This window comes from Arcobacter sp. ISO1 (assembly GCF_058105185.1).
Genome location: NZ_CM176573.1, coordinates 3,161,474 through 3,179,201 on the forward strand (window position 1 = coordinate 3,161,474; position 17,728 = coordinate 3,179,201).

Here is a 17,728-nt window from a genome sequence, read left to right on the forward strand (position 1 = left end):
AAAAGAAGTTAAACAAATAAGGTCCCTTTTAAATAGGGACTATTTAAAAGGAATACTATGAAAAACTATATATTACTAAATGAAAATGCTGTTTTTTATGAATGTGGTTTTTCTTGTGACAATGTTGTATTTTTAAATTTAAATAATGAAAAATATTTTATAACAGATGCAAGATATACAGTTGAAGCAAAAGAATTCACAAAAAATTGTGAAGTGATTGAAAGCTCAAATTTAATTGAAGATACAAGATTATTGCTAAAGAAAAATAAAATCAAAAAAATTGTTTTTGATCCAAATGATTTTAAACTAAGTTTTTACCAAAAATTGTCTAATGATTTAAAAACTGAGTTTAAAGCAAAAGAGAACTTTTCCAAACTAAAAAGAATTATAAAAACAGATGAAGAGATAAAATACTTAAAAAAAGCTGCGTCTATTGGAAGAGATGGATTTAATCAACTTGCAAAATATATTGCTAAAAATGGCTTTAATGGAAAAGAGAACTTTTTACATTTTAAAGCTATAGAAAAAATGAGTTCATTTGGAAAATATGACTTAAGCTTTGATCCAATTGTTGCAATAAATGAAAATGCAGCAAAACCTCATGCCCTACCAACTTCAAAAAAATTGAAATTAAATGACTTAATACTTGTTGATGCAGGGGTAAAGTACAAAAGATATTGTTCAGATAGAACATGTACTTCGAATGTAAACTTTGAAAAAATTTCTTTTAAAAGAGAGCAAAAATTCAAAAATAAAAAACATCAAAAAATCTATGATTTAGTTTATAAAGCCCAATTAAATGCTATAAATAATGCAAGAGTTGGAATGAAAGCTTCCACAATAGATGCATTAACTAGAGATGTAATTGAAAAAGCAGGTTTTGGAAAATATTTTGTTCATAGCACAGGACATGGAGTTGGACTTGATATTCATGAGTTTCCAAATATCAACTCTAGAAGTGATGTAATTATCGAAGATAATATGGTTTTTACTATCGAACCAGGTATATATTTACCAAAAGAATTTGGTGTTAGAATAGAAGATACTGTTGTTATGAAAAATGGTAAAGCAATAATACTGTAAATTTAAAATTTACAGTATTTATACCCAACTTATTAAATAAGTTTACTTTTCAAGGAGAAATTTGAAAAAAAAATTACGAGATGATTTAACTCTTTTTAAGACCTCTAATTTTCCAAAAAAATTTAAATCACAATCAAATAAAAAATATAGTGTAACTATTGGGATTGGGGGAAATATTGGAGATACAAAAAAAATATTTGATAAGCTAATCTTATGCCTAAAAGGTGATTCAAGATTTGATTTACTTATAACCTCTCCCTTACTTTTTAATCCTCCTTTTGGTTATCTAGAGCAAAATGAGTTTTTAAATGGTATAATAATACTTAAAACTAATCTATCACCAAATGAGTTTTTAAAAAACATGCATAGATTAGAAAAAAGATTTGGAAGAAAGCGATCCTTTCAAGATGCGCCTAGAACCTTAGATATAGATATAATCTTTTTTGATAATAAAAAAATTAATACTAAAAAACTTATTATCCCTCATAAAGATTGGGCAAATAGAGAGTCTGTGCTTATTCCTTTAAAACATTTATAAAAAACAACTTATTGTTGTAAATACAGTTCTTAAAATAGAACTTTTTTAAAGGTAAAAAATGAATAAAAAGAAAATTGTTGTTGGAATGTCAGGAGGTGTTGATTCTTCGGTTACAGCACTATTATTAAAACAACAAGGATATGATGTAGTTGGTCTATTTATGCGAAATTGGGAATATGGAATAAAAGGTAGCCAATGCCCTAATCGTATCGAATTTGAAGATGCAAAAAAAGTTGGTGAACTTATTGGAATCGAAGTAAAAGGTAAAGACTTTGTCGAAGAATATAGAACAAAAGTTTTTGATGTATTTTTAGAAGGTTTAAAAAAAGGGCTTACTCCTAATCCAGATATTTTATGCAATAGAGAAATAAAATTTAATGTATTTTTAAATGAGGCTAAAAAAATGGGTGCAGATATGATTGCAACTGGACACTATGCAAAAATTGCCTTTTATAAAGACCACTATGTTCTTGATACTCCAAAAGATAGCTCAAAAGACCAAAGTTACTTTTTACATGCATTATCAAGTGAGCAATTAAGTCATTCTATGTTCCCCCTTGGAGATTTAACTAAAAAAGAAGTTAGAGAAATAGCTAGGGAACATAATCTTCCTGTTAGTGATAAAAAAGATAGTACAGGAATTTGTTTTATTGGTAATCAAAGATTTGATGATTTTATCACACAACATTTAAAAGCAATTCCAGGTGATATGATAGATGAAAATGGAAAAGTTTTAGGAAAACATAAAGGTCTTATTTGTTACACATTAGGTCAAAGAAAAGGTATTGGTCTTGGTGGGATAAAAGATAACGAAGGTGAAAACAATACTCATAAACCATGGTTTGCTGCTAAAAAAGATATTGAAAACAACACCTTAACAGTTGTACAAGATACAAATCATCCTTTACTTATGAGTGAATATACAGAAGCTAGTCATATGCATTGGGTTTTAGAAGAAGCACCAAAAGTTGGTGATAAATTTATGGCACAAATTAGATATAGACAACACAAACAAGCTTGTACTGTAATTGAAGCTAGTAAGGATAGAGTGCTTGTTAAATTTGATACTCCACAAAGGGCTGTAACATTAGGACAAAGTCTAGTTTTATACGATGGTGACTATTGTCTAGGTGGTGGATTTATAAGTGACTATAATTAATTAGGATTAAAATGGGTGTAAAAAAAAAGAAAGTAATGGTAGGTATGAGTGGAGGAATTGATTCTTCTGTTACTGCTTATATGTTACAAAAAGATGGATATGATGTTGAAGGTTGTTATTTAAAACTTCATGATAGAACAGATGGTTATCATGAAAAAAATATACAATACATTGAAGATGTTGCAAAATTTCTTGGGATTAAATATCATATTTTAGATTTATCAGATAATTTTTCTAAAGAAGTTTATGAATATTTTGTAGACTCATATTTAGAAGGAACAACTCCTAATCCATGTGTTAAGTGTAATAGACAAATCAAATTTGGAAAGATGTTAGACTTTGCAAAAGAACATGGAGCTTCTTATTTAGCAACAGGTCATTATGTAAAAACCGATGGTAAATTTTTCTATGAAGCAGAAGATAAAACAAAAGACCAAAGCTATTTTTTGTCTCAAGTTGATAAAGAAGCATTGCCCTATATGATGTTTCCATTAAGCGAAAGAAAAAAAGAAGATATTATTGAATTTGCAGCTAAACTAGATTCTGCTTACAAAAGAATAACAGAAAAAAATGAATCTCAAGAGATATGTTTTGTTGAAACAGTTTATACAGATGTTGTAAAAAGACATGCAAATATTGATATTCCAGGGAAAGTTTTAGATGAAGATGGCAATGAGATTGGTGAACATAAAGGATATATGCATTATACAATTGGGAAAAGAAGAGGCTTTACAATTCGTGGTGCACAAGAACCCCATTTTGTTACAAAACTAAATCCCAAAAATAACACTATTGTGGTAGGTAAAAAACAAGCATTAGAGATAAATGAAGTTAAAATTGAAAATCTAAATATGTTTACTGATGAAAAAGAGTTTAACTGTACTGTAAAACTAAGATATAGAGCAGTTTCAACTGCATGTAAAGTTAAACTTGAAGAAAACAATGGAACAATCTACTTAAAAGAACCCGCTTTTGGTGTAGCTGCTGGTCAACTTGCAGTGTTTTATAAAGGTGAAAAAGTAATTGGTAGTGGTTGGATCAAAGGTACAAAATAAAGCAACTAAATTTTGTATAAGATAAATTTAGATAAAATCACCGGAATCACACAATCACACAAGGAATAATCTAATGGCGAAATTTAAACTTTTTAGTGGTACTGCCAATCCTGAATTTGCTAAAAAAGTAGGAAAGTATCTTAATGTAAATGTTGGTGGGGCATCTATAAATAAGTTTAGTGACGGAGAAATATCTGTTCAAATTCATGAAAGTGTTAGGGGACAAGATGTGTTTATCGTACAACCAACTTGTGCACCAACAAATGATCATTTAATGGAACTACTAATTATAGTAGATGCATTAAAAAGATCAAGTGCAAAATCTATTTCTGCAGTTATGCCTTATTTTGGTTATGCAAGACAAGATAGAAAAGCAGCACCAAGAGTTCCAATTACGGCGAAATTAGTTGCAGATATGCTTGAAACTGTAGGAATTGATAGAATTATTACTATTGATTTACATGCTGCTCAAATTCAAGGCTTCTTTGATATCCCAGTAGATAATCTTTATGGTTCAGTTTTATTTGTTGATTACCTAAGAGCAAAAAACTTAAAAAATCCAATTATTGCATCTCCAGATATTGGTGGTGTTGCAAGGGCTAGATCTTATGCTGAGAAATTAGGATATGACTTAGTTATCGTTGATAAAAGAAGAGAAAAAGCTAATGTTGCTGAAGTTATGAATATCATTGGTGAAGTAAAAGGTAAAGACGTTATCTTAGTTGATGATATGGTTGATACAGCAGGAACTTTAGTTAAAGCAGCTGAAGTTTTAAAAGCAAAAGGTGCAACTTCAGTTATGGCATGTTGTACACATGGTGTACTAAGTGGACCAGCTTTTGAAAGAATAAACAACGGGACATTAGATGAGTTAATAATTACTGATACAATACCTATGCATGGGAAATGTGATAAAATCACTATTTTAAGTGCAACAAAAATTATTGGTGAAACAATTAGAAGGATCACTAATAATGAATCAGTAAATTCTATTTTTATAGATTAATTTTAATAATAAATTAATATTTAATTTATTTTAGTTATAATAATAAAACACACAAAAAAACAAAGGCAAATTATGAAAAAAATTGTTTTATCAGCAGCACTTTGTGCTTCTATGATGTTCGCAGCAAACAGTGATTATAAGTATGAAATCACTCCAATGATAGGTGGAACTTATTCAGAGGGTAACTTAAACTTTGATGATCAAAATTATGCAAATGCAGGTATCGGATTAGGGTTCAATTTAGATGATTCTATGTTTGATCAAGTTGAATTAGGTCTTTTAAGATCTTTTGAAGATGTTGATTATGATAATGGTGATGATACTGGTGTTACTAGATTCTTTACAAACTTAGTAAAAGATTATGGATTAAATGATTCAACTTCTTTATACGCATTAGTTGGTGCTGGTGTTGAATGGTTTGATGATGAACAATTTAATAATGAAAATGGATTATTTGCTAACTACGGTGTTGGTATCAAATATAAAATTTCTGAAGAAATGGCTTTAAAAGCTGACGTAAGACACTTAGTTTCTTTTGATGGTGGAGACAACAACCTTCTTTATACAGTTGGTTTAGCAATTCCATTTGGTAAAAAAGCAGCACCTGCTCCAGTAGAACCAAAACCAGAACCAAAACCAATGGATTCTGATAATGACGGTGTAATTGATGCAAATGACCAATGTCCAAATTCAGCTGTAGGTGCAGTTGTTGATGCAAAAGGTTGTGAAATTGATACTGATGGAGATGGTGTAGTTGATTCAAAAGACAAATGTCCAGATACTCCAAAAGGTAATATTGTTGATGAAAATGGTTGTTCTTTAAAAGTTGACTTAAATATTAACTTTGAGACTGACTCTGCAGTAATTAACAATTCTTATGATTCAAAAATCAAAAAATTTGCTGACTTTATGAAAGCTTTCCCATCTGTAAAAGGAAAAATTGAAGCTCATACTGACTCAGTTGGTTCTGAAAAATATAACCAAAAATTATCAGAAAGAAGAGCAACATCTGCAGTTAAAGCTATTGAAGCTTACGGTGTAAAAACTGATAGATTAAATGCAATTGGTTATGGTGAAACTAAACCTAAAGCATCTAATGATACTGCTGAAGGTAGAGCACAAAACAGAAGAGTTGAAGGTTCTATTCAACAATAATTTATTTCAAATTTCAGATTTTAGGCAAAAGCTTAAAATCTGAAAAAACTTACTTTTTTTTCTTAACTCATTACTAACATTTTTTTAGATATAATCGCGAACTTAATAAACATATAGGAATAACCTTGCAAAAAAATATTAGAAACTTTAGTATAATTGCTCATATTGACCATGGTAAATCAACTCTTGCAGATAGAATAATTCAAGAGTGTGGAGCTGTTACAGATAGAGAACTTTCTTCACAAATGATGGATACAATGGATATTGAACAAGAACGTGGAATTACGATTAAAGCTCAAAGTGTAAGATTAAAATATATAAAAGATGGTGAAGAGTATGTCTTAAATCTTATTGACACTCCAGGTCACGTTGACTTTTCATATGAAGTAAGTAGATCTTTAGCTTCATCTGAAGGTGCTTTACTTATTGTTGACTCAACACAAGGTGTTGAAGCACAAACTATCGCAAATGTTTACATTGCACTTGATAATGACTTAGAACTATTACCTGTTGTAAATAAGATTGATTTGCCAAGTGCTGACCCAATGAGAGTTTTAGAAGAAACAGAAGAAGCAATTGGTCTAGATTGTACAGAACACAATTTAATCTCTGCTAAAACAGGTCTTGGAGTAAGAAACTTAATCGACTCAATTGTTGATAGAGTACCAGCACCTCAAGGTGATGAAAATGCTCCAACAAAAGCACTTATCTATGATTCATGGTTTGATAACTACCTTGGGGCTTTAGCACTTGTAAGAGTTTATGAAGGAAGTATCAAAAAAGGTCAAGTTCTTAAGATGATGAATACAAAAGTTGAACACCCTGTTTTAGACTTAATGTATCCTCATCCTATTAAAAGAGAAAAGACAAAAGAGATTGAAACTGGTGAAATTGGTATCGTTGTATTAGGACTTAAAACACTTGATGGAATTGCAGTTGGTGATACTATGACTGATGCAAAAAATCCAACACTAGAAGCTATTGATGGATTTGAACCTGCAAAACCATTTGTATTTGCAGGACTTTACCCAATAGAAACAGATAAATTTGAAGACTTAAGAGAAGCCTTAATTAAACTTCAACTAAATGACTCTTCTATCTCTTTTGAACCAGAATCTTCTGCTGCGCTTGGAAGTGGATTTAGAGCAGGTTTCTTAGGTATGCTTCATATGGAAGTTATTAAAGAAAGACTAGAAAGAGAATTTAATCTTGATTTAATAGCAACAGCGCCAACAGTTATTTATGAAGTACTTAAAAATGATGGTGAAAAAATCACTATTCAAAACCCATCAGAACTACCTGAACCAAACCATATTGATACTATTTTTGAACCATATGTAAAAGCTACAATATTAGTTCCAGATGAATTTTTAGGAAATGTAATTAAACTTTTAAATGATAAAAGAGCTGTTCAAAATAAAATGGATTATCTAGGTAAAAGGGTACTTTTAGACTATGATATTCCAATGAATGAAATAGTAATGGACTTTTATGATAAATTAAAATCTACAACAAAAGGTTATGCATCTTTTGATTATGAACCAATAGGTTTTAGACCAGGCGTTTTACAAAAACTTGATATTAAAGTTGCTGGAGATGTTGTTGATGCCTTATCGATTATTGTTCCAGAGAATAAAGCCCTTAGCAAAGGTAGAGAATTTATAAAAGCCCTAAAAGAACTAATTCCTAGACAATTATTTGAAGTAGCAATACAAGCAAGTATTGGAAGTAATATTATTGCAAGAGAGACTGTAAAATCTACAGGTAAAAATGTAACTGCTAAATGTTATGGTGGGGATATTACAAGAAAAAGAAAGCTTTTAGAGAAACAAAAAGCTGGTAAGAAAAGAATGAAGGCCATAGGAAAAGTGAATGTGCCACAAGAAGCTTTCATGGCAGTTCTTAAAATCTAATCTTTCACGCATCTTCTGCGTTGGAAGAGAAAAGTTATATTGAAGACAAAAAAATGTTAGCATTTCCAAAATCACGTAAAGAAAAATCTCAACAAAATTTGTATACTAACAATTAAATTTGTTAAATAACTTTATATTATTTAACATTTTCACAGAATATATAGTTAATATTGTTCCAATAATTATTGAAAAATTGATTTTCTCTTCTAAAAATATTACACCTAATATAATTGCAAAGAATGGAACTAAAAATAAAAATGAGCTAATATCCCTTGCTCCTAATTTTTCAATTCCTAAAAAATAAATTGTATAAGAAAAAGTTGAAGCAAAAATAGATAAACACAGCATATTTATCCAAAAGATAGAGTCAAAATTATTATATTTTACACTAGTTAAATCTACAAAAAATATCAAGTTTAAAATACAAGTAAAAATATATAGGTAAAAGGTAAATACAATAGGTGAAACATCAGTTGCTTTTGAACTTATTATTGTTACAAGTGGCCAAAGAATTGAGGCTAAAATAAAATAAATATTATGAAGTGCAAAAATATCATCAATATTAAAACTCCAAACATTTAACATAGTTAAAACTCCAATTGCTCCAATACTTAAAGCATAAGTGTCTTTTTTTGAAATTTTTCTACTAGTAAATATTGCTAATATTATAAAAGTATTTATTGGAATAAGTGTCATTACAAAAGCACCACCAAGACCAGCTGTACCAAACTTTGTACCCAAAAAGTAATATTTCATATAAGCTATAAATACTATAGAAGATGTAAATATAAGTATGAAACTTTTTAGAGTGATTTTAAAAGATTTTTTCAAATAGATAATTACAGGTAATAAGGTAATAGATGTTATTAAAAATCTGAAAAACATAGTTTCATATTCATTCATATAGTTTGATAATACTTTTACATTTACCCAAGATGCTCCCCATCCAACCATACCTAAAACTAATAATAGATAAAAAATATTTTTATTTGTAGATTTCATAATATACTCTTTTTATTTGAAGTATATTTTCTTTGGTATTTTATCTATAGGAGGATATTGCTATTTTTTTGTAAGTATGAGGGGGTATGATTGAAGAATTTTTTACAATTTTTTGAAAAATGAGATTGATCAGTAAATCCAACTGTATAACTAGCTTCACTAATAGATAAGCCTTTTTGAATAAGACTATTAGCACGATTTACCCTTTCATTAAGTATAAAATCATAAGGAGTTAAACCAAATTGTTTTTTAAAAGTTCGCAAAAAATGATACTTACTTAAATTAACATTTGAAGCTAAAATATCAAGGGAAAAATTCATTTCTATTGAATCATTTATAAAAGCATATGTCTCTTTTATAATTCTTTTATCAGCATATATATCTTTATATTTTTTAGTGGAAATTGTATGATTAGTGATTAAATATGAAGTAGCATCAATAAGATTTGATTCAATTACTAAAATATCTTCTTTTTTAAAATATGAATTAAAAAAATTATGAAGCTTAAAAAAAAGAACCTTATCATTAATTATAAAGTTTTCAAAAAAAGGTACTTTCTTTTCATCATATATATCTTCATACAAACTACTAATCAATTCAACTGTTGGATAAAAGTTTGAATGAGACCATTGTTTAGCTTCTCCACCATGTACATCACCTGGATTATTCACTCTTATTGAATACTTGTAAGATTCTATACTTTTTTTCATATAATTAAGTTTTATTACACCACTATAGGTTAAGCCAATAGTATAAGTATCGTGGTAATGTTTATTAAACTCATTATTTGAAAGTTTAACATTTTCTATAAGTGTATTATTTAATAAGCTATTCATTTCATATTATATCAAATTAAAAGTTCTCAAAATAGTAAGATATTGCTCTTTTAAAAAAATGATGTAAATTATAAGTTTTACGTAGAAATTTTGGAAAGAACACTTGGTCTATTTTTCATAAAAAACCTAAAAGCAAAAATAAAAGTTAATATCTCTGCGCACGATAAAGCTATAAATATTCCCACATTTCCAAAAATAAGAGGCAATATAAAAATAAATATTATAGGAAAAATCAAACTTCTCATTATGGCTATTAGTCCTGAATAAAGTGGTTTTTGTATTGATGTTAGATATGCACTTGCCAACAAATTTAATCCTGAGAAAATAAATGCAGGCCATACATAAGAGATAAAATCTATTGTTATCTGTTTTGTTTTTATATCATTATCTTTTATAAATATATTAATTAATGTCTCTGGTGTGATTATTGCAAACAGGGTTAAAACTATCTCTACACATAAAATACTTACTAATCCTAATTTTAAAAAACTTTTCATTCTATTAAAGTATTGTGCACCAAAATTTTTACTAATAATAGCTTGCAAAGAATCAGAAACAGCAAAACTTGTCATGATACTAATGGTTATAAAATATCCTATAATAGTAAATGAAGCAATACCCAAAGGGCCAAAAGTTTTTAATAAAATATAGTTAAAAACTAAGATAGTTATACCCACAGAAGATTCATTTACAAACTCTGAAGAACCATTTTTCAAAGCATTAAATATACTTAAAAAACTTCCCCTTGGTTTTACAAGGCAAAGTGTTGATTTTTTTAGAAAAAAGTGTGGAATTAATACCAATAAAATAAAAACTTGTGAAATACCAGTTGCATATGCAGCACCACTTATACCCCAATCAAATTTTACTATAAAAATATAATCTAAAACTATGTTAATAAGTGAGCTTATAAGCAAGGCTAAAAAAGACAAGTTTGGGTTTTCATCTACTCTTACAAAATAATCAACTGTAATTCCTATCATTAAAAATGGTAAAAACCTTAGAATCACAGGAAGATAATTTAGGGTTTCATCACGTAGTTGATCTTTTACATTTATCAAATCTAAAACATTGTTTATATTTAAATAAAGTAGCAAATTTAAAAAAATTGAAAGTACAACAATAACATATATAGCTTTTGAAAAAACATTAGAAGCTTCTTCTTTATTGCCCTCCCCCATTAATTTACCTGTAATAACTGAACTTCCAACTGCAAACATCAAAGCAAAGCCAAATAAAATATTAAATAAAGGGAAAGAAACAGTAATAGCTGCTAAACTAACTGAGCCAACATAATTACCCACAAAATATCCATCAATAATACTTGCGGAAGATATTGCTAAAAAGCCTAGCATAGAAGGGATTACATATTTGAAAAATAAAATAAAAGGTTTAGAATCAAGCATTTTTAATCTTTAAAAAATTTTATTGGATATTATCATAAATATAATAAATTGTATCATCTAAAATTAAAAAGTATGATATAATATTTTTTATTATGAAGTGTCTATCTTGTGAAAAATTGTCTTTCCAAATTATTTGTAAATCTTGTCAAGAAAATCTACTCTCACCCTCTTTTCATAAAAGAGAACTTGAAAAAGATTTCTTCAACTATTCATTTTACTCATTTAGTGAAATAGAAGATTTAATCTCTTCAAAATATTATTCCCATGGAGACAGAGTTTTTAATATATTAGCAAAACTCTCATTTAAAAAATTTGCACAAAATTTTGTATTTGATGAATTGATTTACTCAATAGGTATTGATGAACATACACGCCATGAATTTTCTCAAACAGCAATTCTATCGCGTAATTTAAAATCAGAATTTATCAAACCTTTATATTCAAAATTAATAGCAACAAATATAGTAAAATATGCAGGTCATGATTTAGAATTTAGAAAAAAGAATAAAAGAAAATTCAAAACACAACTTACAAATAAAAAGATAATCTTAGTTGATGATATGGTTACAACAGGGACTACAATATTAGAAGCAAAAAAAGTTTTAGAAGAAAGAAACAATAAAATCCTATTTTCTCTTACTTTAGCAGATGCAAAACTCTAAAAATTTGTTTTTTATTTCAAACTTACACTTAACTAACACTACAAATATATAATTCCATACATCTAAATTAAAAGGAGTAAAAAAGATGAATTTAAAAAAGAATTTAGCATTACTATTAATAGTTACTGCTACTACAGTATTTGCAGCTACTGGACTAGAAGGTATTAGTACGTTAGTTGAGAAAATCAACAATACAACTAATCAAGAAGAAAGAGCTAAATTGCTTGACAGATTAGATATTGAGATTGGACAAGTTGAGAAAAAAAATCTTAAACAAGCACATGAGTTAGTTAACAAAAACTTGAAAACCGTAGAAACAACAAAAAACAACTAAACTTACAACACTCTTTCCTATACAAAAAATTAAGTCCCTATAAAAAATACAGATTACCACAATAGGTAATCTGTATTTTTTTTTATTAAAAAGTTAATTCGACACTTGTACCTTTACCAAGTTCACTTTTTATAAAAATATTTATATTTAAGATATCACACAATTGTTTTACAATACTCAAACCTAAACCTAATCCACGATCATTTTCTTTATAATATCTTTCAAAAACTTTTTTAGTATTTTTAATTCCAATACCAGTATCTGCAATAATAAGTTTTTTGTCTTTTATAGAGATATTTACTTCTCCATTCTTTTTATTATATTTACAGGCATTTGTTAATAAATTATCAATTATCCTATCAAGTCCATTTTTATTGCTATCAACAACAAAGCTTTTAATGTTGTTAATAAATTTTATATTGGGATATATTTTTTTTAATATTTCAATTTTATTATTAACTAACTCTGATACATCAACTTTTTCATCTGTTGTGATATTATTAGGATTAATAAATTCTAAGTTTTTATATAAAGAAGCAATGCTTTTTGCACTAAGTTCTATTCTATCAATCTCTTCAAAATCTCCACGTCTTCTTAAAAGTTTCGAATTTAATAAAATTGATGTGGCAGGAGTATTTAAATCATGAATTAAATCTTTTAAAAAGGTTTCTAGTAAAGTTAAAGCTTCTTTCATAGGTCTTAAAGAGTACATAGCAAAGCCTACAGATAAAAGAAACAATAAAATAAATACTATAATCGCAAACTTCAATATTCTAAGTAATAACTCATTGTAAAGAACATTGTACTTTTGCTTATCAAAAATCACTTTTAGAAGATATGGTCCTGAAGTGCTTGTTTTAAAATATGCACAAAGCCCTTCTTCACAAAAATATGTTTTGAAAGTCTCTTTCTCTTTTTTATCTTCAACTATATCTAAAGAAAAAGTATTACCTTTAAAATCAAAAGTATAATCTTTCATTTGATAAAGAATTGTTTGATTTAAATCTTTGACCTTATCTTGATGATACATGTATAATACAATACTTGAAAAAACCATCAAAGGTATAAAGAATAGATAAACTGAGGTAAAAAAAGACTTTTTTTCATAATTTTTCAAGTTTATATCCTATACCTTTTGTATTTGTAATCTCTATTTCTAAAACTTTTTTTAACTTACTAATCAAAACACGAAGTCCTGTTTCACTAGGTTTATTCATATAATCAAAAAAAGAAGATTTACTAACTGTCATACCAATATTTCTTATAAGTAAAGAGAAAATATCTTTTTCAACATTTCCTAAAGAAACTTCTTCATTTGCTTTTAAAACTCTATTCTCAAGTAAATCAAAATTTATATCTTTATATGTAAGTGTTGGGTTTTTTCTTTTTAAAGTAGCTTTTACTCTGGCTAATAATTCATCTATATCAAATGGTTTTTTAATATAATCATCACAACCACAATTAAATCCATCTAAAACTGATTTTGTATCTCTTAAAGCTGTAATAAAAAAAGTTGGTGTATTATCTTCTGCTTCTCTTAATAAGTTTAAGGCATCTTTTCCATTTAATAATGGCACATTTATATCAAATAGATATAAATCAAACCTATTTTCATATGTATACTCAAGAACTTCTTCTCCATCAACTGCCAGAGTAACATTATAGTTCTCTTGTTCTAAAATCTGTACCATTGTTTGAGCTAAAATAGTATCATCTTCTAAAAGTAAAATTTTAATTTTTTTATTCATTATTCTTCTTTATTTAGATAAAGAGATATCTTTATAAGGTTTGTTAGGGAGCTTTTCTTTTGCTTTTAAAATAGCATCAGCTTCTTCACGTTTTTTGATATTTTCTTGTGCTAACTTTTTTTTAAGTTCTTCAATTAATTGTTTTTTCTCTTTTGGATCAGATGCATGATTAACCTTTTCAAATAATTTATCTACTTCTTTAACTTCTCCAAATGATACGGTAACTAAAAAAACTATAAAAGCAAAGATTTTTAAAGGATTCATTTATTATCCTTTTCTTTCTTTGCTTCAATAGTTTTAATTCTATCTTTGATTTTATCAAGTGGGTTTATTCCAAAATCGTTTAAATCACATCTATATTTTTTTGCTAAATTGTACTGTTTTTTATAAGAATTTAGCGCTGCATTGATGTTTTTAGAAAATGGTGTAGGAGATTTATTTTCAATCAAAAAAACTTGTGCCTTTGCACCGATATCATCCTCTTGTGTAAAATAGCCTTTTTCAAACTCATTAAAAATATAAGTTGAAGCATGTGTCATAACTTTTATATGTTTATGACAAAACTTGTATTTAGGTTTTTTATTTACTACTTTTTTGGGAGGAATTGTCAGTTTTTCATCAATCTTTTGATAGCTACATCCTGTAAATACAACAATAAAGCATATTAAAAAATATCTTTTAAAAGATATATACATTTTTTTATTCCTTTCAAATAAAATTATATTAAAAATTATATTAAAGCTCAAAAAAAATTTAAATCTTCTTTTAACTCTATGCAATGAAATTTTTTTGTATAATATCTTCTTTTTAATAAAGGATTATATGTGATTGGAATTATCGATTATAATATGGGGAATTTAGCAAGTGTATACAATGCGTGTTGTTTACTTGATACTAAAGCTTCATTTGTAAAGAACCCAGAAGATCTAAAAAACTTTGACAGGGTTATTTTACCTGGTGTTGGAGCATTTGGTGATGCGATGGAACACTTAAATGAAACAGGGATGAAAGAAGCCATTTATGAATTTGCTAAGACAGGTAAACCAATGATTGGTATTTGTTTAGGTATGCAATTACTTTTTGAAAGCTCTGAGGAATTCGGAAAAAATGAAGGTCTTGGGCTAATCGATGGAAATATTATAAAATTTGATAAATCAAAAATGCATGAAGATACTAAAATCCCTCATATGGGATGGAATGTAATAAAAACACAAGATGACCATACTTTATTTGAAGGTTTAAAAGACCCTTATTTATATTTTGTACACTCTTACCATGCAGTAACAGATAAAAAAAATGTTATAGGTACAACTGAATATGGATATGAGTTTGTAAGTGCTGTACATAAAGAAAATATTTATGGTTTTCAACCACACCCTGAAAAGTCACATGATAATGGGCTTAAAATATTAAAAAACTTTATAAATTTAACACATTAATAGAAACTAAGGCAAACTCGTTTGACTCTTTAGGGTTTGCTTCTAAAAGGTGCCTGAAAAAACAAGTTTTTTTAGGGGACCTTTAAGGATTTTTTATAAATCATGTTAAAAGAAGTCATTAATAAACTGGTCCCTTAAAAAATGGGACATTTTTAAAGGAAACTAAATATGGATATTTTACCAGCAATCGACCTAAAAGATGGAAAAGCTGTAAGATTAAGTAAAGGACTTATGGATAGTGCAAAAATCTATTCAGATGAGCCATGGCAAGTTGCAAAAAGATTTGAAGAGTTAGGATCTAAATGGGTTCATGTAGTTGATTTAAATGGAGCATTTGCAGGGGAACCAGCAAACTTAGAACAAATCAAAAAGATTAAAGAAAATTGTAATCTAAAGATTGAAGTTGGTGGTGGAATCAGAGATGAAGAAACTATCAAAATGTATGTTGAACTTGGTATTGATAGATTAATTCTAGGAAGTATTGCTGTAAAAGATCCACAATTTGTAAAAGATATGGCTTCAAAATATCCAATTGCTGTTGGAATCGATGCTATGAATGGAATGGTTGCAGTTGAAGGCTGGGCAGAAGTTTCAACAATGAGGGCAACTGATTTAGCCAAAGAGTTTGCAAATGCTGGAGTTGAGGCAATTATTTGCACTGATATTTCAAAAGATGGGATGCTTTGTGGTGTAAATGTAGAGTTTACTGAGTCAATTGCCCTTGCAAGTGGTGTTGATACAATTGCAAGTGGAGGAGTAAAAGATATTAACGATATAACTTCTTGTAAAGCCAATGGAAATGTTGCTGGAGTAATTGTTGGTAAAGCATTTTATGAAGGAACTTTAGACTTAGAAGAAGGGTTTAAAGTTTTAGATAACTAATAGGCATATAAAGTTTATGTGCTTAATAATCTCATTAATCTTTTCTAGCCTAGCATATATGTTTTTTATTGAAAACAGTATGTTAGGCTTTTATATAAATATCTCAATTGCCCTACTTTTTTTATTACTAATGACTAGAAATATTTTAAAAGAAAAAAAACGAAGAAAAGAAGAAAATAAAAAAGAATGAAAGAAAGAATTAGAAAAAAAACTGAATCTGTTTATGAAAAACTGATGAATGAAGAAGATGCTAGAGTTTGTAAAGCAATTGATGAAAGTGCATGCAAAGTAGTCCCTGGAAATTTTTTTCTTACAATAATTAGCTACTTTTTTAATAAATTAGCAGACTCTGTTGCAAATACAAAAGTTATTATACCTTGGATTATGGAATCACTTTCAGTACCTCTTTTTTTAATAAGTTTTCTTGTTCCTATTAGAGAATCAGGTTCACTTCTACCTCAACTTTTAATTGCTGCTTATGTTAGAAAAATGCCTATTAGAAAATACATTTGGGTAAGTGGTGCATTTTTACAAGCATTTTCTATGATAGGAATTGGAATAGTTGCTTGGAATATGACAGGATTAAATGCAGGAATTGCAATTATTGCGTTAATAGTCATTTTTTCGCTTGCAAGGGGTCTTAGTTCAGTTGCTGCTAAAGATGTTCTTGGGAAAACTATTCCTAAAACTAGAAGGGGAGCATTAAATGGATACTCAGGAAGTTTAGCTGGACTTCTAATAATAGGTCTTGGAATCTATTTTTTAATGGTTGGGGAAAAACCTTTTTCACCTCAAAACTTTGGAATAATTTTATTTTCTGCTGGTACTTTTTGGATAATTGCAGGACTTGTCTATTCAAGAATAAATGAATTTGAAGGAGAAACTGATGGTGGAGGAAATGCTATTAGTGTTGCACTAAAAAAAGTAAGTTTACTTAAAACAGACAAAGACTTTAGAAACTTTGTAATATCAAGGGCACTTTTTTTATGTTCAGTTTTATCTGCTCCATTTTTTGTAATTTTAGCCCAACAACACAGTGAATCAAATAACTACTTACTTGGTCTTTTTATACTTGCAGGTGGATTAGCTGATTTTTCTTCTTCAATTGTTTGGGGGAAATTATCAGATAAATCAAGTAAAAACTCTATGATTATTGGGGCAACTATTGCTTCTTTTTTAGGATTTATAGTATTTTTCTTAGATACATTTTTTGAAAATATTTTCGCAACTATTTGGTTAATGCCATCGATCTATTTTATTTTAACTATTGGATATCAAGGTATTAGAATAGGAAGAAAAACCTATTTAGTTGACCTTGCAGGAGGGAATAAAAGAACAGACTATGTGGCTGTTTCAAATACTGTTATTGGATTTATTTTGCTATTTACTGGATTTATTGGTATCTTAAGTTCAATTATTGGCTTAAATGGAATTATTTTATTACTGGCAATTGTAGGATTAGCTGGAGTTTTTATGGCGTTAAAACTACCTGATGTAACTTCAGATTAGG

At 28.1% G+C, this 17,728-nt stretch carries 20 protein-coding genes; 13 read left to right on the top strand and 7 right to left on the bottom strand.

The features are described 5' to 3' along the window. Nucleotides 1-57 precede the first annotated feature (57 nt). From AC2TY9_RS15650 to lepA, 7 genes are all read left to right on the top strand, one after another. A complete protein-coding gene (locus AC2TY9_RS15650) occupies nt 58-1,083 on the top strand; it encodes a M24 family metallopeptidase (protein ID WP_489778526.1) in 1,026 nt (341 codons plus the stop codon). A 61-nt stretch (nt 1,084-1,144) separates the two neighbouring features. Further along, nucleotides 1,145-1,621, top strand: a complete 477-nt coding sequence (gene folK, locus AC2TY9_RS15655; RefSeq protein ID WP_489778527.1) for a 2-amino-4-hydroxy-6-hydroxymethyldihydropteridine diphosphokinase — start codon at nt 1,145-1,147, stop codon at nt 1,619-1,621. Nucleotides 1,622-1,679: 58 nt separating this feature from the next. Further along, nucleotides 1,680-2,780, top strand: coding sequence for a tRNA 2-thiouridine(34) synthase MnmA (gene mnmA / locus AC2TY9_RS15660; protein ID WP_489778528.1), 1,101 nt, complete (start codon nt 1,680-1,682; stop codon nt 2,778-2,780). Between the two features lie 11 nt (nt 2,781-2,791). Then, complete coding sequence (mnmA, locus tag AC2TY9_RS15665) at nt 2,792-3,835, top strand: tRNA 2-thiouridine(34) synthase MnmA (protein ID WP_489778530.1); 1,044 nt, start codon at nt 2,792-2,794, stop codon at nt 3,833-3,835. Between the two features lie 73 nt (nt 3,836-3,908). Then, the gene (locus AC2TY9_RS15670) at nt 3,909-4,841 is read left to right on the top strand and encodes a ribose-phosphate pyrophosphokinase (protein WP_489778532.1); all 933 of its coding nucleotides are present in this window, start codon (nt 3,909-3,911) and stop codon (nt 4,839-4,841) included. Nucleotides 4,842-4,913: 72 nt separating this feature from the next. Then, a complete protein-coding gene (locus AC2TY9_RS15675) occupies nt 4,914-5,996 on the top strand; it encodes an OmpA family protein (protein ID WP_489778533.1) in 1,083 nt (360 codons plus the stop codon). A 125-nt stretch (nt 5,997-6,121) separates the two neighbouring features. After that, the gene (gene lepA, locus AC2TY9_RS15680) at nt 6,122-7,909 is read left to right on the top strand and encodes a translation elongation factor 4 (RefSeq protein WP_489778535.1); all 1,788 of its coding nucleotides are present in this window, start codon (nt 6,122-6,124) and stop codon (nt 7,907-7,909) included. A gap of 105 nt (nt 7,910-8,014) precedes the next feature. Here the strand turns inward: lepA and AC2TY9_RS15685 are convergent, their stop codons facing one another. From AC2TY9_RS15685 to AC2TY9_RS15695, 3 genes are all read right to left on the bottom strand, one after another. Further along, a complete protein-coding gene (locus tag AC2TY9_RS15685) occupies nt 8,015-8,911 on the bottom strand; it encodes a DMT family transporter (protein ID WP_489778536.1) in 897 nt (298 codons plus the stop codon). A 44-nt stretch (nt 8,912-8,955) separates the two neighbouring features. Continuing rightward, nucleotides 8,956-9,747 carry a helix-turn-helix domain-containing protein gene (locus AC2TY9_RS15690; RefSeq protein ID WP_489778537.1) on the bottom strand — a complete coding sequence of 264 codons (792 nt, stop codon included), beginning with the start codon at nt 9,745-9,747 and terminating at the stop codon, nt 8,956-8,958. A gap of 77 nt (nt 9,748-9,824) precedes the next feature. After that, nucleotides 9,825-11,153 carry an MATE family efflux transporter gene (locus AC2TY9_RS15695; protein WP_489778539.1) on the bottom strand — a complete coding sequence of 443 codons (1,329 nt, stop codon included), beginning with the start codon at nt 11,151-11,153 and terminating at the stop codon, nt 9,825-9,827. 92 nt (nt 11,154-11,245) lie between these two features. On the opposite strand from AC2TY9_RS15695, the gene AC2TY9_RS15700 reads away from it, so the two are divergent. Next, complete coding sequence (locus AC2TY9_RS15700; RefSeq protein WP_489778540.1) at nt 11,246-11,815, top strand: phosphoribosyltransferase; 570 nt, start codon at nt 11,246-11,248, stop codon at nt 11,813-11,815. 85 nt (nt 11,816-11,900) lie between these two features. After that, nucleotides 11,901-12,149: a hypothetical protein gene (locus tag AC2TY9_RS15705; RefSeq protein ID WP_489778541.1), complete on the top strand. Its 249-nt coding sequence runs from the start codon at nt 11,901-11,903 to the stop codon at nt 12,147-12,149. Nucleotides 12,150-12,234: 85 nt separating this feature from the next. Here AC2TY9_RS15705 and AC2TY9_RS15710 read toward each other — a convergent pair whose 3' ends face one another. The 4 genes from AC2TY9_RS15710 to AC2TY9_RS15725 are packed head-to-tail and all read right to left on the bottom strand — an operon-like array spanning nt 12,235 to nt 14,592. Continuing rightward, on the bottom strand, nt 12,235-13,266 hold the full coding sequence (locus AC2TY9_RS15710) for a sensor histidine kinase (protein WP_489778543.1): 1,032 nt from the start codon (nt 13,264-13,266) through the stop codon (nt 12,235-12,237). Further along, nucleotides 13,253-13,897, bottom strand: a complete 645-nt coding sequence (locus tag AC2TY9_RS15715; protein WP_489778544.1) for a response regulator transcription factor — start codon at nt 13,895-13,897, stop codon at nt 13,253-13,255. Before AC2TY9_RS15715 ends, AC2TY9_RS15710 begins: the two co-directional genes overlap by 14 nt. 9 nt (nt 13,898-13,906) lie before the next feature. Then, entirely contained in the window at nt 13,907-14,161 is a 255-nt protein-coding gene (locus AC2TY9_RS15720) for a hypothetical protein (RefSeq protein ID WP_489778545.1), read from the bottom strand. Further along, nucleotides 14,158-14,592, bottom strand: coding sequence for a hypothetical protein (locus AC2TY9_RS15725; protein WP_489778546.1), 435 nt, complete (start codon nt 14,590-14,592; stop codon nt 14,158-14,160). Before AC2TY9_RS15725 ends, AC2TY9_RS15720 begins: the two co-directional genes overlap by 4 nt. A 129-nt stretch (nt 14,593-14,721) precedes the next feature. Between AC2TY9_RS15725 and hisH the strand changes: the two genes are divergently transcribed. The 4 genes from hisH to AC2TY9_RS15745 all read left to right on the top strand — a co-directional run bounded on the left by hisH (nt 14,722) and on the right by AC2TY9_RS15745 (nt 17,727). Then, entirely contained in the window at nt 14,722-15,336 is a 615-nt protein-coding gene (gene hisH, locus AC2TY9_RS15730) for an imidazole glycerol phosphate synthase subunit HisH (protein WP_489778547.1), read from the top strand. Between the two features lie 168 nt (nt 15,337-15,504). Next, nucleotides 15,505-16,218 (top strand): 1-(5-phosphoribosyl)-5-[(5-phosphoribosylamino)methylideneamino]imidazole-4-carboxamide isomerase, encoded by a 714-nt coding sequence (gene hisA / locus AC2TY9_RS15735; RefSeq protein WP_489778549.1) that lies wholly within the window; start codon nt 15,505-15,507, stop codon nt 16,216-16,218. Between the two features lie 16 nt (nt 16,219-16,234). Next, the gene (gene ypmT / locus AC2TY9_RS15740; protein ID WP_489778551.1) at nt 16,235-16,408 is read left to right on the top strand and encodes a protein YpmT; all 174 of its coding nucleotides are present in this window, start codon (nt 16,235-16,237) and stop codon (nt 16,406-16,408) included. Then, on the top strand, nt 16,405-17,727 hold the full coding sequence (locus AC2TY9_RS15745) for an MFS transporter (protein WP_489778553.1): 1,323 nt from the start codon (nt 16,405-16,407) through the stop codon (nt 17,725-17,727). Before ypmT ends, AC2TY9_RS15745 begins: the two co-directional genes overlap by 4 nt. The last annotated feature ends 1 nt before the right edge of the window (nt 17,728 follow it).